We start from the raw sequence: 27,000 nt of genomic DNA on the forward strand, positions 1-27,000 counted from the left end.
CGTTGACAACGACTGACGCGGGAGTAGCTTTTTTGACGACAGAGCGGGAGCAACCGCTCGCGACCCGTGGGAGAGAACGTCATGACGATCGCCATCCGGCAGCTTCAGAAGCATTTTGTCGGCGAGGTTTCCGGCCTCGACTTGCGAAAGCCTCTCACACCGGATGAAGCGCGCCAGGTCGAGGCCGCCATGGACAAATATGCGGTGCTGGTTTTCCACGACCAGGATATCACCGACGAGCAGCAGATGGCCTTCGCGCTGAATTTCGGCCGGCGCGAGGACGCGCGCGGTGGCACCGTAACCAAGGAGAAGGACTACCGGCTGCAATCCGGCCTGAACGACGTCTCCAATCTCGGCAAGGACGGCAAGCCGCTTGCGAAGGACAGCCGCACGCATCTGTTCAATCTCGGTAACTGCCTGTGGCACTCCGACAGTTCGTTCCGTCCCATCCCGGCAAAATTCTCGCTTTTGTCGGCGCGCGTGGTGAACCCGAAGGGCGGCAACACCGAATTCGCCGACATGCGCGCGGCTTATGATGCACTCGACGACGAGACCAAGGCGGAGATCGAGGACCTCGTCTGCGAGCACTCGCTGATGTATTCGCGGGGATCGCTCGGCTTCACCGAATACACCGACGAAGAGAAGGAGATGTTCAAGCCGGTGCTGCAACGGCTGGTGCGGACCCATCCCGTGCATCGCCGCAAGTCGCTGTATCTTTCGTCGCATGCCGGCAAGATCGTCAGCATGAGCGTGCCCGAGGGGCGGCTGCTGCTGCGCGATCTGAACGAGCACGCGACGCAAGCAGAATTCGTCTACGTCCACAAATGGAAGCTGCATGACCTCGTGATGTGGGACAACCGCCAGACCATGCACCGCGTCCGCCGCTACGACCAGTCCCAGCCCCGCGACATGCGCCGGGCGACGGTGGCAGGAACCGAGCCGACGGTGCAGCAGCAGGCAGCGGAGTAGAAGGTCCCAACATCTGCGGGGGATATCGGGTATTATGGCGGCGGACCAGAGAATTCAGCCGTCGGCATCTTAACTATTCTGATATTGATAGTACTTGGACGGGTGCCCAGTATAGACCGGGCTCTTCTGAGCTAAACGGCAGGTCGAACGCTTGAAACCAAATGGACAGCTACTTAGCGATCGCACGCAGAGTTCTATCCGAAGCGCGACAACCGCTCAGCGCGGTCCAGATTCTTCGCGCCGCGTACGATCTCCAGATTGTTCCTCGAAACCTATATGGCAAGACGCAACACAAGACCCTGCAAGCCCGGATTGCTGTCGATATTTTGCGCAATCGGGGACGAAGCGATTTCGTGCGGACCGAGCGCGGACGTTTTTTCCTACGCTCTCTATTCTCTGACCCGAACATCCGACGCCGCTTGAAGGGTGAGTATCTTGCACCCCTACGAGCTGACCAACTCAAGAGATTCCACGTTACGTGCTTCGCAAGAGATACCGTTCAGCAGATCCAATCTTCCCGGGGGCATTTGATCAGCCTTCGCGATTTATGCGATGCTCCTGTGTCGTATCGTCTTCTTGCGCGGATCGAGGACTCGAAAGAGATTTGTTTCCTCAGAGTGTTTGTGATCGTTACGCGCGGGGACGAGTTGCTTTTGCATCGGATGGCCTCGAGACTTGAAAATCCATTAGATGGCAAGCTTTCAATTGGATTGATTGGTTATGTGAAACGAGAGGATCGAACGCTGTTCGCCACCGATAGTTTCGGCATTCAAGAGGCGGCCGAACGAACGCTGTCGGAACAGCTCTATATGCCCTACGAAATGATTAAAGAGCTTTCGCTGGTCTTTGATCTTGCCGACACAAAGTGCCTCGTCGACATCGATAACATTGACATCGGAAATACCATCGTGGCCGTCGTTGTATTCGGATATCCTGCGGACGAACGGTTCGATCAGCTATTGCCCTCCTTACATTCGCTTGAGTGGCATGCCCAGCCAACCGGTTTCAACGACCTCCAAAGATTCGACCGGTGGTCGAAGTACATCATCGAAGGCGCCCTGCTTAGGGAGCTATTCCCGAGAAGATTGGCAACGCAGACTAGGTAGCTAGGGCCGCTCGGACCGCCTCGTAAGGCAATCTTGCCAGCAGCCGAGCTAGAGCCTTCATGCCGATTGGGCGCCACTGGTCATCGGCTTTTGACGGGTCTGCATTGTCGGAGACTGCGCGAAGCATTGCCACCTTCACTCCGAATTTTTCGGCCGCCGCACAAACTCCGCCAGCCTCCATTTCCACGCCAAGCAATTTGTCGTTTACAGCAAGAAGTTTTTTTCTCCATTCTGAGTCTGACACGACTTCGTCGACGCTAGTTAGAGGGCCCGGATGGAGTGAGGGGCGCCTATCCTTCACTTTCGCGAAGAAATTCAGCCGCCTCCGATTTTCCGGAGCCGCTTTTCCCGACAAGGGCGATGCGCATGCCACATATCCATATCAAAGAACGCGTAAGTCAAATTCAAGCTGACCATATATTTCGGATTCAATCCTCTCGCGGGGGAGATTCCTGAAAGCCGCGACGCTATCGAGCAACTGATTGAACAGCACTGCGTAGTGGCTCTGTATTCCCGGAAAATAATCGATCGCCATCCGACTAAACCGCAAAGAGAAGGCGAGATGAGAATCGGTTAAGTTTCCGCCCTTCTTGACCAAGACATATGCGAGGGCTTGAAGTTTATCGATCGCCTTGACGAAGCGCGCTTCAGCACTTCGGCCATGTATTGCATCGAGAAAGATGTCCCGCTGGTTATCGCGAACAGCCTCCCGTACTCCTGCCAAATACATATCAAGGGCGCGCAACTCAGCTTCCACTTTGCTCTTTCGCTTCTCTGGGTGGAAGGCATGCGAGTGAGTGCCGCGACCATCAGAGCCGACTGGATCAAAATCGCCTGTTATCAATTCCAGCTTGTCGTGAATGAGTGCCAGCTTCAACGCGCGAGCAAGATCAAGGAAAGGAAAGTGTGGTGCAACTAAGAGCACCGTATCCGCTACATGCCAACTGTGGGCCGCAACATTTTCAAGCTTTAGTCCGGGTTCAGCGCGATCAGCGAAGCTTGCTTCCTGAGACTCTTGTTCCCAGTGAATCTGTCCAGCGTAGCGCCTTATAAGTTGAAGACCAAAGCCGCGGAGTAATCCTTCCACGTCCACAGCAGCGTCTGCCAAAGACGGCAATGGCTGCACGTGAAGGTGTTTTCGCGAGATTACTGCTCGCAGCAATGGTGATGAATTAGCGAACGTCATTGCGAATCGAGAAGCTAGTAGCCCTTATATACGGGGAAGCTTCTGCACAGATCGGGCACAGTTGTCTATGCCCCGTTCGTACAACTCACGGGAGAAATCCACCGCCATTTGCTCGGCGAGCTAACAGATCGCCAATCCGAGCAAGCAACTTTAACTACTTGATATCTCTATTTTTTTACGCGTGCCCGGCCTCGTTCGAGAGCATGCCGGGATCGATGCCGATCTTCTGCAAAGCGCGGTTGTATTTGTCGTCGACATCGTCGCCGAAAATCAAATCCGCATCCGCGTCGCAATGCAGCCAGCCGTTGCTCTGGATCTCGGTCTCGAGCTGGCCCGGCGCCCAGCCGGCATAGCCGAGCGCGAGAATGGCGTGCTTGGGGCCGGAGCCGTTGGCGATCGCGCGGAGGATGTCGACGGTCGCCGTGAGACAGACGCCCTCATCGATCCGCAGCGTCGCGTTCTCAATGTAGAAGTCGCTGGAATGCAGCACGAAGCCGCGGCCGGTGTCGACCGGGCCGCCCCGCAGCACCTTCATGCTTTCGGCATTCTCCGGCAGCTTGATGTGCTCGCCCTTCTTGATGATGCCGAGCTGCTGCAAGAGCTCGGGGAAGTCGATGCTGCCGGCCGGATGGTTCACGATGATGCCCATCGCTCCCTCGGCGGAATGGGCGCAGAGATAGATCACCGAGCGCTCGAAGCGGGAATCGCCCATCACGGGCATCGCAATCAGGAGCCGGCCGTCGAGATAACCGGCCGGATTGGGCAGCGCGGGGCCTGAGCTGCGGGTGCTTTCGCCCGTCCTCTTGCCTGTGGGAGCCATCGGTGAAGCACTCCGGTTTCAATTCCTATCCTGATGTCGGGCCGGGCGGCTGTCAAATCAAGGCTTGCGGTGACTGATTCAAGTGCATCCATCACAAGCAATTCAATGGTTTGGCCGGGGATGACCCTGTAAAGACGTGCCATGCTCACAAGAGTTCCCCTGCGTGCGGCGATTGGCGTCGCGACAACCCTGCTTGCGTCGTCGTTGGCCATCGCGGCCCGTGCCGACGACGCTTCGCCGTGGCAGCGCGACGGACATTCCGCGGTGCGGCTGTTGGCGGGATCGCGCAGCGGCGCGGTCCTGCTCGGCGGTATCGCGTTCCAGCTCGAGCCGGGATGGAAGACCTATTGGCGCTCGCCCGGCGATTCCGGCGTTCCACCGCGGTTCGACTTTTCGAAGTCGGACAATGTCGAGGCGGTGACGATCATGTGGCCGGCGCCGCTGAAATTCGACGACGGCGCGGGCGGCCATTCGATCGGCTATCACGACCAGATCGTGCTGCCGTTGCGCATCGTCGCCAAGGCGGCCGACAAGCCGGTGACCTTGCGTGCCGAGATCAATTACGCAGTGTGCGAGAAGCTCTGCATTCCAGTCGAGGCCAGCGCCGAGCTCGGCCTCAACAGCGTCGCCTCGACCGAGGATGCGAACTTGCGCGCTGCGCTCGACACCGTCCCCAAGCCGGCCAATATCGGCGACCCCAATCCGCTCACCATCCGTGACGTCAAGCGTGACGGGCCCAAGAATGTGGTGGTCGACGTGGTGGCCCCGGACGGCCGCAACGTCAATCTGTTCGTGGAAGGGCCGACGCCCGATTGGGCGCTGCCGATTCCGGCGCCGGTGCAGCCCGGCCCGCCCGGGGTGATGCGATTTTCTTTCGAACTCGACGGGCTGCCGCCGGGCGCCAAGCCGGACGGTGCGGCGCTGAAGTTCACGCTGGTCGGGCCGGAGAAGGCGTACGAGTTCAATACGAATTTGGAGTAAGTCCGAGCTGTCGTTCATGGCGACTGTCGGGACGATGGCGAGCGAGTTGCACTGCGGGAATTCCGCCCTCGGCCGTCGTCCCGGACAAGCGCGCATTAAGCGCGCGCCGATCCGGGACGACACCAGGGATCGGACGCCCACCCAACCGAATCTTAACGAATGGTTGCTAAGTCCCGGCCTGCCGCAGCATGCGGGATGCCTCGGGACTGTTCGAATTGGCCGTGATGGATGCACAACCTGCAACGACCGGACCGGCCGGGCTGATCGCGCGGCTGCGGGCCAAGCTGACGGGCGGATCGAGCGAAGCGTCGCTGACGCGGCGGCTCGCAGGCACCATCTTCATCATCCGCGTGATCAGCGCGGGGCTCGCCTATGTCTCGCAGGTTCTGCTTGCGCGCTGGATGGGCACGTCCGACTACGGCATCTATGTCTATGTCTGGACCTGGGTGCTGCTGCTCGGCAGCATGATGGATTTCGGCATCTCCGCCTCCGCGCAGAAAATCATCCCGGAGTACCGCACCAGGGGCGATCATGAGCTGCTGCGCGGCTTCCTCTCCGGCAGCCGCTGGCTGACCTTTGCCGTTTCCACGGTGGTCTCGCTTGGGCTTGCCGGCATCGTAAGACTGCTGTCGCCCTGGATCGATCCGGCCGAGGTGCTGCCGCTCTATATCGGCTGCATGACGCTGCCGGCCTTCGTCGTCGCCAACACCCAGGACGGCATCGCGCGCTCGCATGACTGGATGCAACTCGGCTTGATGCCGCAATTCATCATCCGCCAGGCGCTGATCATCGGCATCACAGCCGCTGCCTTCCTGCTCGGCTATCATCTCGGCGCGGTCGCCGCGATGATCGCGAGCCTGGGCGCGGTGTGGATCGCGATGGCCGGGCAGATGGTGGTGCTGAACCGCAAGCTCGCCGATCACATCGAGCCGGGCCCCAAGGCCCACGACGTCAGGGGCTGGCTCGCCGTTTCATTGCCGATTCTGCTGGTCGAGAGTTTTTACCTGCTGCTCTCCTACACCGATGTGCTGGTGCTGCAGCAATTCCGCTCCTCCGACGAGGTCGGCGTCTATTTTGCGGTGGTGAAGACACTGGCGCTGGTCTCGTTCATCCACTACGCGATGTCGGCGACGACGGCGCATCGTTTCGCCGAATACAATGCGCTCGGCGACAAGGCGCGGCTGTCGGCCTATGTCGCGCATGCCATCAACTGGACGTTCTGGCCGTCGCTGGCGGCGACCATCGTGCTGCTCGCAGCCGGCAAGCCGTTGCTATGGCTGTTCGGACCGCAGTTCACTGTCGGCTACGACATCATGTTCATTGCTGCGATCGGCCTCGTGGTACGCTCCGCGATCGGCCCGGTTGAGCGCCTGCTCAACATGCTCGGCCAGCAGAAGATCTGCGCACTGGCCTATGCGCTGGCCTTCGTGATGAACGTCGTGCTCTGCTTTGCGCTGGTACCGCGCTACGGCGGCCACGGCGCCGCGGCCGCGACCTCGATCTCGCTGACCTTCGAGACGGTGCTGCTGTTCTGGATCGTGCGGCAGCGCCTCGGACTGCACGTGCTGGCGTTCGGCAAATAGGCCGCCGCGGCCTGCGCTGCCGTTGAGGAACGCCTGTTGCGTGACAGGCCCGGGAACGAAGCAAAATGACTGCCCAGCCTCGGTCGGCAGCACAATTTTTCTTATTCTATCCAAGCGGTTGCGCCTTGGCGAAAGTTTATTCTACGTCGTATTGCCCAACTGACGAGATAAACTTAAGATTCTCCAGACCATGTTCGATCCACTCTACGTCGCCTCCGGATTCGGCGTCGGCCTGCTTGTCGGGATGACCGGCGTGGGCGGCGGCTCGTTGATGACGCCGCTGCTGATCCTGCTGTTCGGCGTCCATCCCTCCACCGCGGTCGGAACCGACCTGCTCTATGCCGCAGCGACCAAGACCGGCGGCAGCGTGGTGCATGGCTGGGCGCGCAGCGTGCACTGGCCGGCCGTGCTGCGGCTTGCCTGCGGCAGCATCCCGGCGAGCGCGCTGACGCTGTTCGTGCTGTGGAAGCTCGATCTCCGAAGCGAGTCCGAGCGTAACCTCGTCAGCCTCGTGCTGTGCTTCGCGCTGCTGCTGACCGCGACCTCGCTGATCTTCCGCAAGTCGATCATGGAGCGCTATCGGAAACGCCTCGCGCAGGTCAGCGAGCGAACCACAGGGATCGCAACCGTCGTCACCGGCATCGTGCTCGGCGTGCTGGTGTCGATTTCATCCGTCGGTGCCGGTGCGGTCGGCGTCACCGTGCTGCTGCTGCTCTACCCGCGCCTGCCGATGGCGACCATCGTCGGCTCCGACATCGCCCATGCGGTGCCGCTGACGCTGGTCGCGGGCATCGGACACTGGGCGCTCGGTGACGTCGATTGGGCGCTGATGGGTGTGCTGCTGCTGGGCTCGCTGCCCGGCATCATCGTCGGCAGCTTCAGCGCGACGCGCGTGCCTGAAACAGTGCTGCGCCTCGTGCTTGCCAGCGTGCTGTTCGTGGTCGCCGGCAAAATCATGTTCGCGGAACTGAATTTGTCGTCGGCCATCGTCACGGCGCTGGCCTGGACGCATTGAGCAAGAAGCTGCCGCTCCACTCCCGCTGTCATCGGCCGGCTTGACCGGGCGATCCGGTATTCCAGAGTCGGTTGCAATTAAGCCGAGACGCCGCGGCGTACTGGATGCCCCGGTCAAGCCGGGGCATGACAGAGTGGCTCAATTGACGCGAACTACTCCGCAGTCCAGCCGCCGTCGATCGAGAGATTGGTGCCGGTGATTTGCGCGGCATCGTCGCCGCACAGGAACAGGGCCAGCGCGGCGACCTGCTCGGAGGTGACGAACTCCTTGGTCGGCTGCGCATCGAGCAGCACATCGTTGATGACCTGCTCGCGTGTCAGGTTGCGCGCCTTCATGGTGTCGGGGATCTGCTTCTCGACGAGCGGCGTCCAGACGTAGCCGGGGCTGATGCAGTTGCAGGTGATCTTGTGGGTCGCGACTTCCAATGCCACGGTCTTGGTGAGACCGGCGATGCCGTGCTTGGCCGAGACGTAGGCCGATTTGAAGGGTGAGGCGACCAGCGAATGTGCGGACGCCGTGTTGATGATGCGGCCCCAGCCCTTCTTCTTCATGCCGGGGACGGCGGCGCGGATGGCATGGAAGGCCGAGGACAGGTTGATCGCGATGATCTGGTCCCACTTCTCGAGCGGGAATTCCTCGATCGGCGACACGAACTGGATGCCGGCATTGTTGACCAGGATGTCGACCGAGCCGAACGTCTTCTCGCCGAGCGCGATCATCCCGGCGATCTCGGCGGGCTTGGTCATGTCGGCAGGCGAGTAGATCGCCTTCACGCCAAACTCGGACTCGATCTTGGCGCGCTCCTTCTCGATGTCCTCCGGCGAGCCGAAACCGTTGATGACGACATTGGCACCGGCGCCGGCGAAGGCGCGCGCATAGGCGAGCCCGATGCCGCTGGTCGACCCGGTCACGACGGCGTTCTTTCCTGACAGACTACCCATTCTATTCGCTCCTTTTTGCCGGGGGCGCGGTGACGTCCCCCGTGAGATCGTAGGTCACCATGGTCTCGCCGGACTGCGGCCGCTCGAGCCAGTCCTTGTGGCGCATCGACAGATGCACGTCGCGCACGCCGGCTTCCCAATGCTCGACCATGGCGACGTGCGAGAAGTCGTAGTCCTTGGACGAGGATTCGTAGTTCTTGCTGCGGTAGATCAGATGCACCACGGTGACGGTGCTTTCGCGCGACACCTTTGCCAGGAATTCGACGGAAGGATCGTTCCTCAGATAGTCCGGCAATTTGCCGATCAGGTCGCGCACGGCCCTGCGGGCGTTGTGCAGCTGCTTGTTCTTGTCGGTGTTCATCCGCGTGCGGCTGGAATAGCGGATGTCCTTCTCGCGCTCGGCGGCCTCAAGCAGCGAATTCGGCAGGTCGCCGCGCGCGGAAAACAAATCGACCTGGAAGATCAGCATGTCGCGTTCGACCTCGGCATCGAGCACGTAGTCGAGCGGGGTGTTGGAGGCGATGCCGCCGTCCCAATAGTGCTCGCCGTCGATCATCACGGAGGGAAAGCCGGGCGGCAGCGCGCCGGAGGCCATGATGTGCTCGGGGCCGATCGTCTTGCCGAGCTTCTTGAACTCGTAATTGTCGAAATATTTGAAGTTGCCCGAAGTGACGCCGACCGCGCCGACGGACAGGCGCGTCCTCAGATCGTTGATGCGGTCGAAATCGACGAGACGCTCCAGCGTCTTCTTGAGCGGCGAAGTGTCGTAATAGCTTTCCGCTTCGGGATGCCCGGGCGGCCAGAGCGGCGCCGGCGGAATGCGCGGCGTGAAGAAGCCGGGCACGCCGAAGGTCGCAATCAGCGCAGCGCTGGTCGAATTGAACAGCTCGCGGCTGTGGTCGCTCTTGCCGACCGGCTTCCACGGCACCGGCGCGGACACCATCTCCCAGAACTCCTTCAGCCGCTTGACGCGCGTCTGCCCCTCATTGCCGGCGATAATGGCGGCGTTGACCGCGCCGATCGAGATGCCGGCCACCCATTCCGGCTCGAAGCCATAGCCGCACAGCGCCTGAAAGGCGCCGGCCTGGTAGGAGCCGAGCGCGCCGCCGCCCTGGAGGACCAGGACGCGTTGCGCATTCGCGGGGACGCTGGCGGATTCCGGGCTATGATCGGTCATGGGAGAACAATAGCAAATGGCGCGCCACCGTGGCGACACTCCGCCGCGGCGTCAATGCATCCCGGGATCAAGTCTGGCTTATCGGGGCTCCGTCGAGGCCAGGATCATGGTCCAGAACACCTTGTATTTGGTGCCGGGAGCATAGCTCGCCGCGATGCCCAATTTTGTGACACCGCCCTTGAGCATGTTGGCGCGGTGAGGAGGCGAGTCGCGCCAGCCGGAAAACGCTTCCGCCAGCGTATGATAGCCGGCCGAGATGTTCTCGACCGCCACGGTCGCGGGATAACCGCCGGCGGCCAGACGCTTGGCCAGCGGCGCGCGGACGTCGTGGTCCATCTTGTTGGCCGCCGCCATCGCGCCCGACTGGGACTCGGCGAGCCGCATCAAGTCGGGATCGATCATGACGGTGCCGAGCCCGTTGTTCTGGCGGTATTGCGAGATCATCACCGCCGCCGCCTGCGCATCGAGCTTGGAGCCCGGGACCGCCATGTCGGTGTACATGGATGGCTGCTGGACCGGTGCTTCGTTGCCGGCACAGCCGGCGAGCAGCAAAGTGACGAGAATCGCGGCCGCAGCGCGCATGAATCGAGGCCCCCAAATGAGGGGCCGTTGTTGCATACCAACCGTGGCTGAAAGGTGAATATTGAGGAAAATCTGAGCCGTCATTCCGGGGCGCGCGTCAGCGCGAACTACGGTGCGCAATCGCGCACCTGAGAATCTCGCGCCACAATCCCGGGATTCCGGGTTCGATGCTCCGCATCGCCCCGGAATGACTGTGCTAGCCTGTGCTAGCCCGCAAATATCCGGTAGCGGCGAGGCTCAAGGCCGATGGTGTCGCCGGCGCGCAGTTCCCTGTCGCGGGGGGCGTCGATCTCGATAGTCTGGCCGCCCGAGAGCGCGACCTCGGCGCGCTGTACGGGGCCGAAATTGCGGACATGCCGGATCGCGCCCTCGAAGGCGCCGCTGCCGGGCGGGCCAACCAGCATGTCATGTCGCCGCACGAACAGCCTTGACGCGCCAGGCGCAAGCTCGCCGGCGGCGAGATCCAGCGGCCGGTCACCGAGCCGGACCGTACCATTGGCGACCTCGACCGGCAGCACAATGGATTCGCCGATGAAACCGTGCACGAAGGCAGTGGCCGGATTGTCGTAGACGTCATCGGGCGAGCCGATCTGCTCGATCCTGCCCTTGTCCATCACCACGACACGGTTGGCGACCTCGAGCGCCTCCTCCTGGTCATGGGTGACGAAGATCGAGGTCACGCTGATCTCGCGATGCAGCGCGCGCAGCCATTTGCGCAGCTCTTTCCGCACCTTGGCATCGAGCGCGCCGAACGGCTCGTCGAGCAGCAGGATGCGCGGCTCGATCGCGAGCGCGCGGGCGAGCGCGATCCGCTGGCGCTGGCCGCCGGAGAGCTGGCCCGGATAGCGGTCGGCGAGCCAGTCGAGCTGCACGAGATCGAGCAGCTCCTTGACGCGCGCACGGATTGCGGCTTCGTCCTTCCGGACCGCGCGTGGCTGCACGCGCAGGCCGAAGGCGACGTTTTCGAACACCGTCATGTGGCGGAACAGCGCGTAGTGCTGGAACACGAAGCCGACATGCCGTTCCCGTGCGCCCTGCGCCAGCGCGTCCTCGCCATTGATGAAGACCTCGCCGGAATCGGGCCAGTCGAGCCCGGCGACGATCCGCAGCAGCGTGGTCTTGCCGGAGCCGGACGGACCGAGCAGCGCGACCAACTCGCCGCTGTCGACCTTGAGATCGACACCGTCGAGGGCTTTGAAGCTGCCGAACGTCTTGACGAGATTCCTGACTTCAATGGTCACTTGGATCCTGTCCTTCGTCCAGATGGCGTTCGAGAACGGTCTTGGCGATCAGCGTGATCAGCGCCAGCATCGCCAGCAGCGAGGCGATCGCAAAGGCGGCGACGAACTGGTACTCGTCGTAGAGAATCTCGACGAGGAGCGGCATCGTGTTGGTCTCGCCGCGGATATGGCCGGAGACGACGGAGACCGCACCGAACTCGCCCATCGCGCGCGCGTTGCAGAGCAGGACGCCGTAGAGCACGCCCCATTTGATGTTCGGCAGCGTGACGCGGAAGAACGTCTGCAGGCCCGAGGCGCCGAGCGAGATCGCGGCCTCCTCCTCCTGCGTGCCCTGCTCCTGCATCAGGGGGATCAGCGCGCGCGCCACGAACGGAAAGGTTACGAAGGTGGTGGCAAGCGCGATGCCGGGCACCGCGAACAGGATCTGGATGTCATGATCGCGCAGCCAGCCGCCGAGATAGCCCTGCGCGCCAAATAGCAGCACGAAGACGAGGCCCGAGATCACTGGACTCACCGAGAATGGCAGGTCGATCAGCGTGATCAGGAACGTCTTGCCCGGGAAATCGAATTTTGCAATCGCCCAGGCGGCGACAAGGCCGAACACCAGGTTGAGGCCCACTGATATCGCGGCGACCAGCAACGTCAGCCTGATCGCTGCCAGCGCCTCGGGCTCGGCCAGCGCAGCGAGATAGGCGGCGATTCCTTTCGAGAACGCATGTGCGAACACCACCACCAGCGGCAACACGACGAAGATGGTGAGAAACGCGACCGCGATCGCGATGACAACAATGCGCACTGCCTTCGGCTCGGTGCGAAGATTGTTCCGCGCGAGGGCTTCACGTGCACGGGCCTTCTCGTCGGACGAGGTGACCGGGCCTGAATGGGCGATCTGCATCGTCATGGTCCGCCCTCAGCGCGCCGGAATTCTGCTCTGCGCCCAGCGCTGAAGCCGGTTGACGGCCAAGATGATGACGAAGGAGACGACGAGCATGACGACCGCGATCGCGGTCGCGTCGGCGTAGCGGAATTCGGAGAGCCGGATCACGATCAGCAGCGGCGCGATCTCGGACACGTTCGGCAGGTTGCCGGCGATGAAGATCACCGAGCCGTATTCGCCGACCGCGCGGGCGAAGGCGAGCGCGAGGCCGGTGAGCAGCGCCGGTGCGAGCGAAGGCAGGATCACGCGGATGATGGTCTGCCAGCGGCTGGCACCAAGGCTGCCCGCGGCTTCCTCGATCCCGGGATCGAGATCCTGGAGCACGGGCTGCACCGTGCGCACCACGAAGGGAATACCGATGAAGATCATGGCGACGAAGATGCCGAGCGGCGTGAACGCCACCTTGATGCCGAGCGCGGCGAGCGGCGCGCCCAGCCAGCCCTTCTCGGCGAACAACGCGGTCAGCGCAACGCCGGCAACCGCGGTCGGCAGCGCGAAAGGCACGTCGACGATGGCGTCGAACAGCCGCCGGCCCGGGAAGCGGTAGCGCACCAGCGCCCAGACGATGATGCTGCCCATGACGAGATTGACGCAGGCCGCCGCAAAGGCGAGGCCGAAGGAAACGCGGAGCGCGTTCAGGGTGCGGCGGCTGGAAAGGATGTTCCAGAACTGCTCGGGGCTGAGCTCGAGCGATTTCAGGAACAGGCCGGCGAGCGGGATCAGGATGATCACGGACAGCCAGGTCAGCGTCAGCCCCATGGTGAGACCGAAGCCCGGCAATGTCCGGCGTCGTGCTGCAACTGCGCTCACGAGGCCCCCTGCAAAAACCCCTTAGGACAGCGCCCGATCAGTTCTTGTAGATCTGATCAAAGACGCCGCCGTCGGCAAAATGTTCCCTCTGGGCCTTGGTCCAGCCGCCGAAAACGCCGTCGATCGTGAACAGCTCGACCTTGGCGAAGGCATTTTCATACTTCTTGGCGATGTCGGCATCGCGCGGACGGTAGAAGTTGCGCGCGGCGATCTCCTGCCCTTCCTTGGTGTACCAATATTGCAGATAGGCATCCGCGGCGTTGCGGGTGCCCTTCCTGTCGGCAACCTTGTCGACGATGGCGACCGGCGGTTCGGCGAGGATCGATTGTGGCGGCGCCACGATCTCGAACTTGTTCGCGCCGAACTCCTTCAGGGCAAGGAACGCCTCGTTCTCCCAGGCGAGCAGCACGTCGCCCACGCCGCGCTCGACGAAGGTCACGGTCGCGCCACGCGCGCCGGTATCGAGCACCGGGACCTGCTGATACAGCTTGCCGATGAAATCCCTGGCCTTGTCGACCGATCCGTATTTCTTCTGCGCGAAGCCCCAGGCTGCAAGATAGTTCCAGCGCGCGCCACCCGATGTCTTTGGGTTCGGCGTGATCACGGCGACACCCGGCTTGATCAAATCGTCCCAGTCCTTGACGCCCTTCGGATTGCCCTTGCGTACCAGGAACACGATGGTCGACGTGTAGGGCGACGAATTCTGCGGCAACCGCTTCTGCCAGTCGGCAGCAGTAAGGCCCCTGCCGGCGATCGCGTCGATGTCATAGGCGAGCGCGAGCGTCACCACGTCGGCCTGCAGGCCGTCGATCACCGCGCGCGCTTGCGACCCGCTGCCGCCATGCGACTGCTTGATCTCGACGCTCTTGCCGGTTTCCTTCCGATAGGCGTTCGCGAACGCCCTATTGAACTCGACGTAGAGCTCACGTGTCGGGTCGTACGACACGTTCAACAGGTTAATGTCGGCGGCGAGAGTCGAGCTTGCCAAGAATCCCGTTGCGAGCAGTCCTGCAGCGAGCGGAACGATACGGCGCATCATGTCCATCTCCATTCACTTCGCCGACATCGGTGTCAGCGAAGGCATGCAGGCGAAACTCGCGGCGAAACGCTCTCAAGTCAACGGAACCCGATTTTCTTGTTCGCAGCGCGACAGCCGGACTGTGCTACGAAATCTTCATCGTGTGAATGCCGCATTCCGTCTTCGTCCGGCCACGCCATCGGCCGGCGCGCGCATCCTCGCCCTCGGTCGTTCTGCTCGTGCAAGGCATGCAGCCAACCGACAGGAATCCTGACGCAGCCAGCGGGTGCCGCGGCAGTCTGGCGCGGGTGAAGATCGCCTCGATCTCCTCGCGCGAGACGTTGGCGAAGGGATTGAACTTCAACCGCGCGCCATCGTCCTCGACGACGGGGATGTCGGCGCGCGCACTGCCCTGGAAGCGCTTGCGGCCGTTGATCCAGGCTGAGAACGGCTTGAGCGCACGCGCCAGCGGCTCGACCTTGCGGATGCGGCAGCAGGCGTCGGGATCGGAGAACCAGAGGTCGCGATCGGGATCCTCGCGCGAGAGGGCCTCCTCGGCGGGCTTGATCGACCGGACGTCCTTCAGGCCCAGCGTCGCAACCAGCTCATCGCGATAGGCCAGCGTCTCCTCGAACAACCACCCCGTATCGAGAAAGATCACCGGAATTGCCGGATCGACGTCCGCCATGACCTTCAAGAGTGTGGCCGATTCCGTGCCGAAGGACGACACCAGCGCGAGCTTGTCGCGCCCGACCGTCCTCAGCGCCGCCGCGATGATCTCCGCAGGCGAGGCATCGCGCAACGCGCGATCGAGTTCCTCGGCCGGGGGCAACGCGGGGGGCAACGCGGAGGCGGACGAGACCTGAGGCGTGATCGCGTTCACGTGCCGACACCCTCCGAGTGGCGCAGCTGCATGCGCCGGTGCAGCGCCGTGATCCGGCCGTCGCCGGTCGGCTGGTAGAACACCGAATAGCGCTTCGCGGTCTGCATGAAGGCTTCTGCGTCCGCCTGCTTCTTGACCTCGAAGGCATCGAAGCCGGCGCGCAGCATGAACACGAACTGGTCCCGCAGCACCTGGCCGGTCGCGCGCAACTCGCCACGGTAATTGTAACGTTCTCGCAGCAGCCGCGCCTGGCTATAGGCGCGTCCGTCCCGGAACGTCGGGAACACCAGCGCGACGGCGGCGATCCTGTCGAGATACGGTACGAGCTCGGCAATGTCGCGATTGTTCGGCCAGATGACGCCGACCTTGCCGGCGCCCTCGAGCAAGCCCTCGGCGTCGCCAAGGAAACGCTCGGCCGGCACCAGGATGTCGCCGCCCTCGGGCTGCGGCGTGTCGACGGCGAGCTTGACGAAGCTGTCGCCCGTGATCTTTCCGCCCTTAACGAGTGGCATAGACGCGCTCCTTGAAGGGTTCGACGCCGAGGCGCTTCACCGTGTCCATGAACAGCTCTTCGGGCCGCTCGCGCAGCGCCAGATAGGCTTCCACGATGTCCTCGACGACGTCGGCGACCTCGTCGAACTTGACGCCCGGCCCGATCAGGGTGCCGAGCGCGGCATTCTCGTCGGCACGGCCGCCGATGGTGATCTGATAGACCTCCTCGCCGTTCTTCTCGACGCCGAGGATGCCGATATGGCCGACATGGTGATGGCCACAGGCATTGATGCAGCCGGAGATGTTGATGTGGAGCCGGCCAATGAGATTGGCGAGCTCGTGATTGGCGAAGCGCCGCGTCAATTCCTGCGCGATCGGGATCGAGCGCGCATTCGCCAGCGAGCAATAATCGAGCCCGGGGCAGGCGATGATGTCGGTGATCAGATTGACGTTGGGCGTCGCCAGCCCGAGCTTGTCGAGCGCCTTCCACAGCGCCGGCAGGTCGCGCTTGGCGACGTGCGGCAGCGCCAGGTTCTGCTCATGGCCGACGCGGATTTCGCCGAAGGAATATCTGTCGGCGAGATCGGCGAGCGCGTCCATCTGCTCCGCGGTGGCATCGCCTGGAGGCCCGCCGGTCGGCTTCAGCGAGATCGTGACGATGGAATAGCCCTGGACCTTGTGCGGGGCCACCGAATTCTTGCGCCACGCCTCGAAATCGGGATCGGCCGCGGCTTGACGCAGCTCGTCCGGCATGTACGGCAGTTTCTCGTAGACGGGATAAGTGAAGCGCGCGCGAATGTCCTCGATGACCTCGTCGTCAATCTGGAGCGAGGAGTTGCGGATATGCTGCCACTCCTCCTCGACCTCGCGCGAGAACTTCTCGATGCCGAGCTCGTGCACCAGGATCTTGATCCGCGCCTTGTAGATGTTGTCGCGGCGGCCATACTGGTTGTAGACGCGCAGGATGGCCTCGATGTAGCTGAGGATGTCGCGGCCGTGCACGAAATGCTTGATGGTCTTGGCGATGAACGGCGTGCGGCCGAGACCGCCGCCAACCAGCACCTCGAAGCCGGTCTCGCCCTTCTCGTTCTTGACGAGGCGCAGACCGATGTCGTGGACCTTGATCGCGGCGCGATCATGGTCCGAGGCGGTGATCGCGATCTTGAACTTGCGCGGCAGGAACGAGAATTCCGGATGCAGCGTGGTGTGCTGGCGGATCAGCTCCGACCAGATGCGGGGGTCCTCGATCTCGCCCGGCGCGACGCCGGCCCACTGGTCCGAGGTGACGTTGCGCATGTTGTTGCCGGAGGTCTGCATCGCGTGGATGCCGACCTCGGCGAGATCGGCCAGCGCGTCCGGCAGGTCCGACAGCTTGATCCAGTTGAACTGGATGTTCTGCCGCGTGGTGAAATGGCCGTAGCCGCGGTCGTATTTGCGCGCGACATGAGCGAGTGCCCGCAACTGGTTCGTCGCCAGCGTTCCGTAGGGGATCGCGACGCGAAACATGTAGGCATGCAGTTGCAGATAGACGCCGTTCTGCAGACGCAGCATCTTGAATTCGTCCTCGGTGAGCTCGCCGGAGAGGCGGCGCTGCACCTGGTCGCGGAATTCCGAAACGCGCTCGTTGACGAGCGTGCGGTCGATTTCGTCGTAAGCATACATAGGAGAACGCCTTAAACCTGGGCCGGCTGCCCGATGGTCACACCGGTGCGGCGGATCTGTTCGCGCAGATTGCCGGGTTCGATCCTGCCGTCCTCGCCGACCTGCACCGGCGCGATATAGGGACCGATGGCGCCGACGTCATCGGCAACGGCCTCGGCAAGCAGCGCCTTGGCCTCGTCGGAGTTGCGCACGATCGCGGCATCAGCCAGTTCCGCCGACCAGCCCTTGTCGGCGGTGCGGTAGACGACAATGCCGTCCCAGGTGCGGTTGGCGGTGACGACGGAGGGGCCGGCGATCTTGATTTTCTGTTGCAGAGGGGAGGTCATTCGGCAGCATCCAGGAGGTCAGAGATGATTTGCTTGGGGGTTTTCTTGGTTTTCTTGGAGGTTTGACGGCCAAACGAGCCGGCATGCCGGACCACGTCGCCGATGATGAGGATGGCGGGACCGCCTTGGGTCCGCCGCACCAGTTCGGGCAGCTCGCGCAGCGTGCCGATCGCGCCTTGCGCATCGGGCCGCGTGACACGGGCAAACACGCCGACCGGCGTTTCCGGCGAGCGGCCGGCCGCGAACAGGCCGGCGCGCACGGCCGGCGCCGCCGTCATGCCCATGTAGATCACGATGGTCATCTTCGCGTCGGTCAGCGTCGACCAATCCACGGCTTCCGCATCGCGCGCCTTGTGCGCGGTGAGGAAGGTGATGCGGGTCGCTTCATGGCGGTAGGTGAGCGGCACCTCGAAATCGGCGGCACCGCCGAGCCCTGCGGTGATGCCGGGAATGATCGAGTAGGCGACACCGGCGGCGCGCAGCGCCTCGACCTCTTCGCCGCCGCGGCCGAACACGAAGGGATCGCCGCCCTTCAGCCGCACCACACGCTGGCCGGCTTGCGCGGCTTCGATCATGCGCTTGTTGATGGCGTCCTGGCCGATGCCGGGCCTGCCGACGCGGCGGCCGACCGGCACGCGCGTGGTGTCGCGGCGGATGCGGTCGAGAATCTCGGGCGAGACCAGTTCGTCATGGAAGACGATGTCCGCATCCTGCAAGGCGCGCAACGCCTTGATGGTGAGAAGATCGGGATCGCCGGGGCCGGCGCCGACCAGCGCGACTGAGCCTTCCGGCTTGCCCGCGCGCGCGAAGTCGGTGGGATCTGAAATGTCCTTGAGCGCCGCGTCTGCGTCCGCCTTGCGGCCAGCGAGCACGGCCGCGCCGATCGGACCGTCGATGACGCGCTCCCAGAAGCGGCGGCGCAACGGAAACTCGGCGATGCGCTCATTGATCGATTTGCGGAATCCGCCGATGAACTCGGCAAGCTCGCCGATGCGGGCCGGCAGCAGCGCCTCGATCTTCTCTCGCACGCGCCGCGCCACCACAGGCGAGGTACCGCCGGTGCCGACCGCGACCACGACGTCGCCGCGGTCGACGATCGCCGGAAAGATGAAGCTGGAATGTTCGAGATCATCCATGACGTTGACGGGCAGGCCGAGCGCCTTCGCCCGCATGGACATCGCAACGCCAACGTCGCCAGCACCCGCACAGACAATGGCGATGACACCTGAGAGATCAGCGGTGAGCGGATCGCTGCTCGCGATTTCAACACGCGCCGCTTCTTCGGAGTTGGGGCCAAAATCCGGATTGCCGTCGATCGCATGCACGCGGATGCGCGCTCCGGCAGCGGCGAGCACGCGCATCTTGGCGCGCAAAAGCTCCCCTGCACCGATGAGGACCACCGGGCCGGCCTTCAGATCGAGAAACACCGGCAAGAACCGCATATGATACTCGCTTCCCCACAAACGGGGTTGACTGGAATTATTTTCTATATATGTCTCGTTTCGAGCGCGCAAAGAGAAATTTTTTTCTTCTATTCCGCGCTGCAACTATAGAATTTTCGCCTCCAAACGCAAAGTGCCAGAGATGCATCTTCTCAAGGACGATTCCGCTGCTGTCGGAGTGAGCAGCCCGGCCCTCATCGAGCGCTTGGGCCAGCAAGAGTTTTCCGCCGAATTTGCCCCGAGCATGGACCATCTCGACCAGCTCGAGGCGCAGAGCATCTACATCTTCCGCGAGGCTTTCGCCCGGCTGAAGAAGATCGCCCTGCTGTGGTCGCTCGGCAAGGATTCCAACGTCATGATCTGGCTGGCGCGGAAGGCCTTCTTCGGCAAGATGCCGTTTCCCGCCCTTCACGTCGATACCGGCAAGAAGTTTCCGGAGATGTATCGCTTCCGCGATCATTACGGGAAGGAGTGGGAGCTCGATCTGCGCGTCGAGCCTTGCCCGCCGATCGATGCCGTCGATCCGACGCTGCCGCCGGCCGCCCGTTCCGCCGCGCGCAAGACCGAAGGCCTCAAGATGGCGCTCGCCAAATACGGCTTCGACGGCCTGATCGCCGGCATCCGCCGCGACGAGGAAGCGACCCGCGCCAAGGAGCGCGTGTTCTCGCCGCGCGGATTGGAGGGCAATTGGGACGTGCGCGACCAGCCGCCGGAATTCTGGGACCATTTCAACGCCTCGCCGCCGCAAGGCGCGCATTTGCGCATCCATCCGATCCTGCATTGGACCGAGGCCGACATCTGGGCCTACACCAAGCGCGAGAACATTCCGATCATCCCTTTGTATCTCGCCAAGAACGGTAAGCGCTATCGCTCGCTGGGCGATCAGGACATCACCAATCCCGTGAATTCGACGGCGTCGACCATCGACGAGATCCTGATCGAGCTCGAGCAGACCAAGGTGCCGGAGCGCGCCGGACGTGCGCTCGACCATGAGACCGAGGACGCTTTCGAGCGCCTGCGCGTCGCCGGCTATCTCTGATCAAGGACGCGAGCGTCGCATGAACATGATCGTCACCACGGCTTCACCCGCCACGCCGAACGGCACCACGCGTCCGCAAGTGCGCATCGTCATCGTCGGGCATGTCGACCACGGCAAGTCGACGCTGGTCGGCCGCCTCCTGCACGAGACCGGCAGCCTGCCAGAGGGCAAGCTCGACATGCTGAAGGCTGTCAGCGCCCGACGTGGCATGCCGTTCGAATGGTCGTTCCTGCTCGACGCGCTGCAGACCGAGCGCGATCAGGGCATCACCATCGACACCACGCAGATCCGCTTCCGCACCAACTCGCGCGACATCGTGCTGATCGATGCACCCGGTCACGCCGAATTCCTGCGCAACATGATCACCGGTGCTTCGCAAGCCGACGGCGCGGTGCTGATCATCGACGCGCTCGAAGGCGTGCGCGACCAGACACGGCGGCACGGCTATCTCCTGCATCTTCTCGGCGTGAAGCAGGTCGCCGTCGTCGTCAACAAGATGGACCGCGTCGATTTTTCCGCCGAGCGCTTCAACGCGATCAGCGACGAGATTTCCGCGCATCTGAGCGGCCTCGGCGTGAAGCCCACGGCCGTGATCCCGATTTCCGCCCGCGACGGCGACGGCGTCGCTGAGCGTACCGACCGGATCGGCTGGTACAAGGGACCGACGGTGGTCGAGGCGCTGGACCGGCTCGAGCCGGCGCGGCCGCTGGAAGCGCTGGCGCTGCGGCTGCCGGTGCAGGCGATCTACAAGTTCGATGACCGCCGCATCGTGGCGGGCCGCATCGAGTCCGGCAGCCTCATTGCCGGCGACGAGATCGTGATCATGCCGGCCGGCAAGATCGCCAGGATCAAGACGGTCGAAAGCTGGCCGATGACGCCGGTCACCATCCGCCAGGGCGCCGGCCGCTCGGTCGGCATCACGCTCGACCGAGAATTGTTCGTCGAACGCGGCGACATCATCGCACATGCTGGCAGCGCGCCGCGCGAGACGCGGCGGCTGCGCGCGCGGATCTTCTGGCTGCACGACAAGCCGCTCGCCAAGGGCGACCAGCTCCTGGTGCGCTGCGGGCCGAAGGAAAGCCGCGCCACCGTCGTCGCGATCGAGAAGGCGGTCGATCCCGGTGAGCTCTCGAGCACCGAGAACAAGGTGATCGGCCGCAACCATGTCGGCGAGATCGACATTTCGCTGTCGAACCCGATCGCCACCGATCCCTACACCGAGAACCCGCGCACCGGCCGTCTCGTCATCGAAGTATCCGGACGCATCGCCGGCGGCGGCCTGGTGCTGTCGGTCGATGCCGGCCAGCGCGCCGTGCCCGTCGATATCGTGCCGGTGGAATCGGCCCTGCGCCCTGACGAGCGCTCGGCGCGCTACCGCCACAACGGTGCCGTGGTCTGGCTCACCGGCCTACCGGCCTCCGGCAAGTCGACGCTGGCAAGAGCGCTGGAGCGACGGCTCTTCGCCAATGGCGGCTCGCCGATCCTGCTCGACGGCGACACGCTGCGCGCCGGGCTCAACAGCGATCTCGGCTTCTCCGCTGCGGACCGCAGCGAGAACATCCGCCGCCTCGCCGAGGTCGCGACCCATCTCGCCCGCAACGGCCATATCGCGATCGTCGCCGCCGTCTCGCCCGCGCGCGAGGACCGCGCCGCCGCGCGCCGCATCGCCGACAGCGCGTTCCGCGAGATCCACGTCGCGACGCCGGCCGGCGTGTGCGAAGAGCGCGATCCCAAGGGCCACTACAGGAAGGCGCGCGCCGGCGCTCTGGCTTCGTTCACCGGCATCGCCAATGACTACGAGAAGCCGGAAGCCGCCGAGCTCGTGATCGACACGTCGAAGCGCACAGTGGCCGAAGCGGCGGACGAGATCGAGAGGATGCTGAAGACATCAGGCGTGCTGTTCGACGAGGTGGTGGATCTAGCGGCGAATATTTGAGTCCGTCCTAATCCTCCGCTGTCGTCGCCCGGCTCGACCGGGCGACCCAGTATTCCAGAGACGGCGTTGGGTACGGAGAAGCCGCGGCGTACTGGATTCCCCGCTTTCGCGGGGAATGACAGCGGCGTTTGCCTCCCCCACCTCACCTTGACATTTTGACAAACCCCTGGGGGTCTTCTCACCGCCCCGATTTTGGGGCTAATAGGCCTCCGAAAGCCGCCCCCTGTGGGTGCATTTTGCTGCTGTCGGGTCAAAAGCAGCCAAAAACAGCCATTTCCAACAAGAAAGCCCATCATGAAACGCGTCGACGCCCACGGATTGAAGATCGCCCCTGTTCTGTTTGACTTCATCGCCAAGGAAGCGGCCCCGAAAACGGGAATCGCGCCGGATGCGTTCTGGGCCGGGCTTGCCGCCATCATCAAGGAGCTGGGGCCGAAGAACCGGTCGCTGCTCGCTTTCCGCGACGCGCTGCAGGCCAGGATCGACGACTGGCACCGCGCCAACAAAGGCAAGGCGTTCGACCTCGACGCCTATACCGCCTTCCTGAAGGAGATCGGCTACCTCGTCCCGGAGCCGGCGACGCAGAAGGTCGAGACCGCCAATGTGGACGAGGAAATCGGCAAGATCTGCGGTCCGCAGCTCGTCGTGCCCCTCACCAATGCGCGCTACGCGCTGAACGCGGCGAATGCGCGCTGGGGTTCGCTCTACGACGCCTTCTACGGCACCGACGCGATCCCCCACGATCCCTCGGAGACCGGCAAGGGCTACAACAAGGCGCGCGGCGACAAGGTGATCGCCAAGGCGAAGGCGTTCCTCGATACCGCCGCGCCGCTCGCGACCGGGAGCCACACCGACGTCACTGCCTACAGCGTGGTTGCGGGCCAGCTCGCGGTGAAGCTGAAGAGCGGCAACGCCACCGCGCTGAAGAACGCGGCACAATTCGCCGGCTTCCAGGGCGATGCGGCCGCACCGAGCGCGGTGCTGCTCGTCAACAACGGCCTGCATGTCGAAGTCAAGATCGACCGCAGCAGCGCCATCGGCCAGGACGATCCGGCCGGCGTCGCCGACATGATCATGGAAGCCGCGGTCTCCACCATTCTCGACATGGAGGACTCGGTGGCCGCTGTCGATGCCGAGGACAAGGTGCTGGTCTACCGCAACACGCTCGGCCTGATGAACGGCACGCTGTCGGCCGATTTCGAGAAGGGCGGCAAGACGCTGACGCGCTCGCTCAACGCCGACCGCAGCTACAAGACGCCCGATGGCAAGGGCGAGCTCAAGCTCCACGGCCGCAGCCTGCTCCTGATGCGCAATTGCGGTCACCACATGTTCACCGACGCGGTGCTGGACGAGAAGGGCGAGGAGATTCCGGAAGGCCTGCTCGATGCCGCCGTCTCCGGACTGCTCGCCATTCACGACCTCAAGGGCAACTCCAAGGTCAAGAACAGCCGCACCGGATCTGCCTATATCGTCAAGCCGAAGATGCATGGCCCCGACGAGGTGTCGCTGACCTGTGAGCTCTTCGACCGCGTCGAGAAGATGCTGGGCTTGCCGGAAAACACGCTCAAGGTCGGCATCATGGACGAGGAGCGGCGTACCACCGTCAACCTCAAGGCCTGCATCCAGCGTGCCTCCAAGCGCATCATGTTCATCAACACCGGCTTCCTCGACCGCACCGGCGACGAGATCCACACCTCGATGGAAGCGGGCCCGATGATCCGCAAGAACGAGATGAAGGCGCAGGCCTGGATCAAGGCCTATGAGGACTGGAACGTCGACATGGGCCTGACCTGTGGCCTGCCCGGCCATGCCCAGATCGGCAAGGGCATGTGGGCCGCGCCGGACAAGATGGCGGACATGCTGGCGCAGAAGCTCGGCCATCCGCAGGCCGGCGCCACCACCGCCTGGGTCCCCTCGCCGACCGCCGCGACGCTGCACGCGCTGCACTATCACCAGATCAACGTCGTCGCGCGACAGGAGGAACTCACCAAGGGCGGACCGCGCGCAAAGCTCTCGGACATCCTCACCATTCCGGTGTCGAAGTCGAACTGGGCGCCTGACGACGTCAAGCAGGAGATCGACAACAATTGCCAGGGCATTCTTGGCTATGTCGTGCGCTGGATCGACCAGGGCGTCGGCTGCTCCAAGGTGCCCGACATCCACGATGTCGGCCTGATGGAAGACCGCGCCACCTTGCGCATTTCCAGCCAGCATCTCGCCAACTGGCTGCACCAGGGCGTGATCACCGAGGCGCAGGTGACGGAATCGCTGCAGCGCATGGCCGTCGTCGTCGACCAGCAGAACGCGGGCGATCCCATCTACAAGCCGATGGCGCCCGCCTTCGACGGCGTCGCCTTCAAGGCGGCCTGCGACCTGATCTTCAAGGGCCGCGCGCAGCCGAACGGCTACACCGAATACATCCTCACCGCGCGCCGCCGCGAGGCCAAGGCGCTCGGCTGAAAAGGCGCTTGGCCGAAGGCACCTGGCCGACAAAGCACTTGGCCGAGCTGATCTGTTGAATGTCAAAAGCCCCGGCCAGCGCCGGGGCTTTTCGTTGTGCACCCGTAGCGCGGATGAAACGTCGCGAGGCGGAACGGCTGCGCGCGCTTGACGTTGTCCAGCCATAAACCAACGGGAGATGGTCATGGACTGGAATCGGATCGAAGGAAACTGGAAGCAGTTCAAGGGCTCGGCCAAGGAGAAGTGGAGCAAGCTCACCGACGATGACCTTCAATTGATCGAGGGCCGCCGCGAGCAGCTCGAGGGCCGGCTCCAGGAGCGCTACGGCAAGGCCAAGGACCAGATTCGTCAGGATGTCGACGACTGGCTGAAGTCGCTGCACTAAAGCGCGATGAGATTTGGATGAATCATCATCGCGCTTTAGGTTGCTGTTTATGCATGATCTTTCCGGAAAACCGCTTCGCACTTTTCCGGATCATGCTTTAGCGCTGCACGAACGAAGCCCCGGCTCACGCCGGGGCTTTTGAGGTGTAGCCCGTATCTTCGCTAGAACACCGCGAGATATTTCAGCAGCGACACGATGCCGATAATGATGGCAATCACGCGCGCGATCTGCTTGGCGCGGCCGTCCATCGGCAGCATGTTGATGAGATAAAGCACGAGAATGACGACGAGAAAGGTAACCAATACGCCCACCAGCATTGCAGAACCCCCTTCAGGCTAATTGCAAACGCTGTTCTCAACGCGCTGCGCTCTGGCCGGTTCCATTTCGGCAACCTGCTGCAACCCCTCGCGAATCCGTCATCCTACGATCGGCCGAGCCACCTGTGATTTCATTCTTCCGACGGGGTTGCGACTGCCATCGCTGGTCCGGATCTGCGTGCGCTCGCGGCGAGCCTGTCTGGAGACGACTGCTTGTCGGCGACGATCTGCTTCGTTACAGCGCCCCTACTCCTTCGCCACCACCGGGACCTGGCGGAATTTGGCGCGCACCGACTGCGGCAGCGGCGAAAAATTCATCGCGACGCCGCGGCGGTCGTTGGCATTGCGGCTGGCGACCACGAGGCCCTCAGCGCCGGCGACGATGTCGCCTTTGCGGAGGGTGGGATCGTCCTCGATCTTGACTGATGCGAGCCCGACCGGATCCTTGCCGTTGCAGGTGCAGCCCGCGACGATCTCGTTGCGATAGCGGTACGCGTTGGGCAGATCGGAATAGGATTTTCCCTTGTCCGTCGTGGCATCATCGATGTTGCCGCCATAGACCAGCGAGGTCTCCGACGCCGGACAGAAGCTCTTGCAGGATTGCGCCTTGCTCTCGGCATCGGTGCCTTGCGCCGGGAAGTAGCGGCCGTCACAGCCGCGCACGCAATAGGCCATGCCGCCGCCAGAGGAGGCCCGCTGCCGTGGCGCGTCGTAGCGCGGCATGTCGTCATGCGGGAACGGCATCCGAATCTCCGGTGGCGGCCGCATTTGAAAGCTACCGAACAATGCCGAGAAGAAATCCTCCGCATGCGCCGACGGTGCCGACACCAGACCGGCCGAGGCCAAGATCGCCGCACCGCAAACCACTTTGCCAACCAGGCGTCTGTTCATATGACCTCGCTCACTCTCAGTTCACGGCCGACGTCGTGACGTTCAACGCCTGCCGGCCTGACGGCGGCGTGCTCGCGGCCGGGCGCTTTCGCGCTGGATCTACGCCTTTGGCCATCAGCGGCGCGTTCTTTGGAAGCACCACGACCTTGGCGCCGACATTGACCCGATTGAACAGGTCGATGACGTCCTCGTTGGTCATGCGGATGCAGCCGGACGAGACGAATTTGCCGATGGTGGAGGGATCGTTGGTGCCATGGATGCGGTATTCGCTCGAGCCGAGATACATCGCACGCGCACCGAGCGGGTTGCCGGGACCGCCGGCGACGAAGCGCGGCAGGTAGGGCTGGCGCGCGATCATCGCGGCCGGCGGATGCCAGTCCGGCCATTCCGCCTTGCGGCTGACGTTCTGCACTCCCGACCAGGTAAAGCCTTCGCGACCGACGCCGACGCCGTAGCGGATCGCGCGGCCGTTGCCGAGCACGTAGTAGAGATAGGTGTTGTTGGTATCGATCACGATCGTGCCGGCCGGCTCGCTCCTGTCGAAACTGACGATCTGCTTGCGCAGCCGGTCGGGGAGCTGGGCGTCCTCGTCGTCGGCCGCCTGCGGCGCCTCGTTCACATAGCCCTGCGAGTAGCCCTGATCCTGTGGATACGGCTGCAGCTGCATCGGCGCATAGCCGAAGGTTTGCGCGCTCGCGCTGCCCAAGGGCAATGCGAACAGAGCGGTTGCGAACGCGAATGCGGTGACGATGCGCGGCGAGAAGCTGCGACGGACTGCAGAGAACTTTGTCATGTGCTGCC

27 protein-coding genes are annotated in these 27,000 nt (G+C 63.4%); 9 read left to right on the forward strand and 18 right to left on the reverse strand.

Annotated features, from left to right (window positions below; all coding sequences use genetic code 11):
- Positions 1-81: 81 nt before the first annotated feature.
- Entirely contained in the window at positions 82-969 is an 888-nt protein-coding gene (locus XH87_RS19345) for a TauD/TfdA dioxygenase family protein (protein ID WP_158668353.1), read from the forward strand.
- A 161-nt stretch (positions 970-1,130) separates the two neighbouring features.
- Positions 1,131-2,075: a winged helix-turn-helix domain-containing protein gene (locus tag XH87_RS19350; RefSeq protein WP_271588484.1), complete on the forward strand. Its 945-nt coding sequence runs from the start codon at positions 1,131-1,133 to the stop codon at positions 2,073-2,075.
- Here XH87_RS19350 and XH87_RS36820 read toward each other — a convergent pair.
- From XH87_RS36820 to XH87_RS19360, 3 genes are all read right to left on the reverse strand, one after another.
- Complete coding sequence (locus XH87_RS36820; protein WP_442868286.1) at positions 2,068-2,448, reverse strand: 5'-methylthioadenosine/S-adenosylhomocysteine nucleosidase family protein; 381 nt, start codon at positions 2,446-2,448, stop codon at positions 2,068-2,070. The two genes, XH87_RS19350 and XH87_RS36820, sit on opposite strands and share 8 nt — an antisense overlap.
- A 9-nt stretch (positions 2,449-2,457) precedes the next feature.
- On the reverse strand, positions 2,458-3,261 hold the full coding sequence (locus XH87_RS19355) for an HD domain-containing protein (protein WP_271588485.1): 804 nt from the start codon (positions 3,259-3,261) through the stop codon (positions 2,458-2,460).
- 175 nt (positions 3,262-3,436) lie between these two features.
- Complete coding sequence (locus XH87_RS19360) at positions 3,437-4,081, reverse strand: YqgE/AlgH family protein (protein WP_271588486.1); 645 nt, start codon at positions 4,079-4,081, stop codon at positions 3,437-3,439.
- A 141-nt stretch (positions 4,082-4,222) separates the two neighbouring features.
- Here XH87_RS19360 and XH87_RS19365 point away from each other — a divergent pair, with 141 nt between their 5' ends.
- From XH87_RS19365 to XH87_RS19375, 3 genes are all read left to right on the forward strand, one after another.
- Positions 4,223-5,062, forward strand: a complete 840-nt coding sequence (locus XH87_RS19365; protein WP_271588487.1) for a protein-disulfide reductase DsbD domain-containing protein — start codon at positions 4,223-4,225, stop codon at positions 5,060-5,062.
- A 215-nt stretch (positions 5,063-5,277) separates the two neighbouring features.
- The gene (locus tag XH87_RS19370) at positions 5,278-6,645 is read left to right on the forward strand and encodes a flippase (protein ID WP_271588703.1); all 1,368 of its coding nucleotides are present in this window, start codon (positions 5,278-5,280) and stop codon (positions 6,643-6,645) included.
- A 190-nt stretch (positions 6,646-6,835) separates the two neighbouring features.
- Positions 6,836-7,660: a sulfite exporter TauE/SafE family protein gene (locus tag XH87_RS19375; protein WP_271588488.1), complete on the forward strand. Its 825-nt coding sequence runs from the start codon at positions 6,836-6,838 to the stop codon at positions 7,658-7,660.
- Between the two features lie 152 nt (positions 7,661-7,812).
- On the opposite strand, the gene XH87_RS19380 is transcribed toward XH87_RS19375, so the two are convergent.
- The 12 genes from XH87_RS19380 to cysG form a co-directional block, all read right to left on the reverse strand.
- Positions 7,813-8,601 carry a 3-hydroxybutyrate dehydrogenase gene (locus XH87_RS19380; protein ID WP_271588489.1) on the reverse strand — a complete coding sequence of 263 codons (789 nt, stop codon included), beginning with the start codon at positions 8,599-8,601 and terminating at the stop codon, positions 7,813-7,815.
- 1 nt (position 8,602) lies between these two features.
- Positions 8,603-9,778, reverse strand: coding sequence for a DUF3734 domain-containing protein (locus XH87_RS19385; protein ID WP_158668361.1), 1,176 nt, complete (start codon positions 9,776-9,778; stop codon positions 8,603-8,605).
- A 78-nt stretch (positions 9,779-9,856) separates the two neighbouring features.
- Entirely contained in the window at positions 9,857-10,360 is a 504-nt protein-coding gene (locus XH87_RS19390; protein ID WP_158668362.1) for a CAP domain-containing protein, read from the reverse strand.
- A gap of 206 nt (positions 10,361-10,566) precedes the next feature.
- Positions 10,567-11,601, reverse strand: coding sequence for a sulfate/molybdate ABC transporter ATP-binding protein (locus XH87_RS19395; RefSeq protein WP_271588490.1), 1,035 nt, complete (start codon positions 11,599-11,601; stop codon positions 10,567-10,569).
- A complete protein-coding gene (cysW, locus tag XH87_RS19400; protein ID WP_271588491.1) occupies positions 11,591-12,502 on the reverse strand; it encodes a sulfate ABC transporter permease subunit CysW in 912 nt (303 codons plus the stop codon). The genes XH87_RS19395 and cysW overlap by 11 nt, the downstream gene beginning before the upstream one ends.
- A 9-nt stretch (positions 12,503-12,511) precedes the next feature.
- Entirely contained in the window at positions 12,512-13,348 is an 837-nt protein-coding gene (gene cysT / locus XH87_RS19405; RefSeq protein ID WP_271588492.1) for a sulfate ABC transporter permease subunit CysT, read from the reverse strand.
- 37 nt (positions 13,349-13,385) lie between these two features.
- Entirely contained in the window at positions 13,386-14,399 is a 1,014-nt protein-coding gene (locus XH87_RS19410) for a sulfate ABC transporter substrate-binding protein (protein ID WP_271588493.1), read from the reverse strand.
- A 112-nt stretch (positions 14,400-14,511) separates the two neighbouring features.
- On the reverse strand, positions 14,512-15,249 hold the full coding sequence (locus XH87_RS19415; protein ID WP_271588494.1) for a phosphoadenylyl-sulfate reductase: 738 nt from the start codon (positions 15,247-15,249) through the stop codon (positions 14,512-14,514).
- A complete protein-coding gene (locus tag XH87_RS19420; protein WP_158669147.1) occupies positions 15,246-15,761 on the reverse strand; it encodes a DUF934 domain-containing protein in 516 nt (171 codons plus the stop codon). Before XH87_RS19420 ends, XH87_RS19415 begins: the two co-directional genes overlap by 4 nt.
- Complete coding sequence (locus XH87_RS19425) at positions 15,748-17,403, reverse strand: nitrite/sulfite reductase (protein WP_271588495.1); 1,656 nt, start codon at positions 17,401-17,403, stop codon at positions 15,748-15,750. The genes XH87_RS19420 and XH87_RS19425 overlap by 14 nt, the downstream gene beginning before the upstream one ends.
- 11 nt (positions 17,404-17,414) lie before the next feature.
- A complete protein-coding gene (locus XH87_RS19430) occupies positions 17,415-17,729 on the reverse strand; it encodes a DUF2849 domain-containing protein (RefSeq protein ID WP_158669145.1) in 315 nt (104 codons plus the stop codon).
- Positions 17,726-19,171, reverse strand: coding sequence for a siroheme synthase CysG (gene cysG / locus XH87_RS19435; protein WP_271588496.1), 1,446 nt, complete (start codon positions 19,169-19,171; stop codon positions 17,726-17,728). The genes XH87_RS19430 and cysG overlap by 4 nt, the downstream gene beginning before the upstream one ends.
- 244 nt (positions 19,172-19,415) lie before the next feature.
- Here cysG and cysD point away from each other — a divergent pair, with 244 nt between their 5' ends.
- From cysD to XH87_RS19455, 4 genes are all read left to right on the forward strand, one after another.
- Positions 19,416-20,210, forward strand: a complete 795-nt coding sequence (gene cysD, locus XH87_RS19440) for a sulfate adenylyltransferase subunit CysD (protein ID WP_271588497.1) — start codon at positions 19,416-19,418, stop codon at positions 20,208-20,210.
- A gap of 19 nt (positions 20,211-20,229) precedes the next feature.
- Positions 20,230-22,146, forward strand: coding sequence for an adenylyl-sulfate kinase (gene cysC / locus XH87_RS19445; protein ID WP_271588498.1), 1,917 nt, complete (start codon positions 20,230-20,232; stop codon positions 22,144-22,146).
- 294 nt (positions 22,147-22,440) lie between these two features.
- The gene (locus XH87_RS19450) at positions 22,441-24,606 is read left to right on the forward strand and encodes a malate synthase G (RefSeq protein WP_271588499.1); all 2,166 of its coding nucleotides are present in this window, start codon (positions 22,441-22,443) and stop codon (positions 24,604-24,606) included.
- Between the two features lie 184 nt (positions 24,607-24,790).
- Positions 24,791-24,991 carry a CsbD family protein gene (locus tag XH87_RS19455; RefSeq protein ID WP_271588500.1) on the forward strand — a complete coding sequence of 67 codons (201 nt, stop codon included), beginning with the start codon at positions 24,791-24,793 and terminating at the stop codon, positions 24,989-24,991.
- A gap of 161 nt (positions 24,992-25,152) precedes the next feature.
- Here the strand turns inward: XH87_RS19455 and XH87_RS19460 are convergent, their stop codons facing one another.
- From XH87_RS19460 to XH87_RS19470, 3 genes are all read right to left on the reverse strand, one after another.
- The gene (locus tag XH87_RS19460; RefSeq protein WP_271588501.1) at positions 25,153-25,308 is read right to left on the reverse strand and encodes a Thivi_2564 family membrane protein; all 156 of its coding nucleotides are present in this window, start codon (positions 25,306-25,308) and stop codon (positions 25,153-25,155) included.
- 246 nt (positions 25,309-25,554) lie between these two features.
- Positions 25,555-26,199 carry a DUF2865 domain-containing protein gene (locus XH87_RS19465; RefSeq protein WP_271588502.1) on the reverse strand — a complete coding sequence of 215 codons (645 nt, stop codon included), beginning with the start codon at positions 26,197-26,199 and terminating at the stop codon, positions 25,555-25,557.
- 16 nt (positions 26,200-26,215) lie between these two features.
- Positions 26,216-26,992: a L,D-transpeptidase gene (locus tag XH87_RS19470; RefSeq protein WP_271588503.1), complete on the reverse strand. Its 777-nt coding sequence runs from the start codon at positions 26,990-26,992 to the stop codon at positions 26,216-26,218.
- Positions 26,993-27,000 lie beyond the last annotated feature (8 nt).

It is taken from the genome of Bradyrhizobium sp. CCBAU 53415 (assembly GCF_028128735.1).
GTDB lineage: Bacteria > Pseudomonadota > Alphaproteobacteria > Rhizobiales > Xanthobacteraceae > Bradyrhizobium.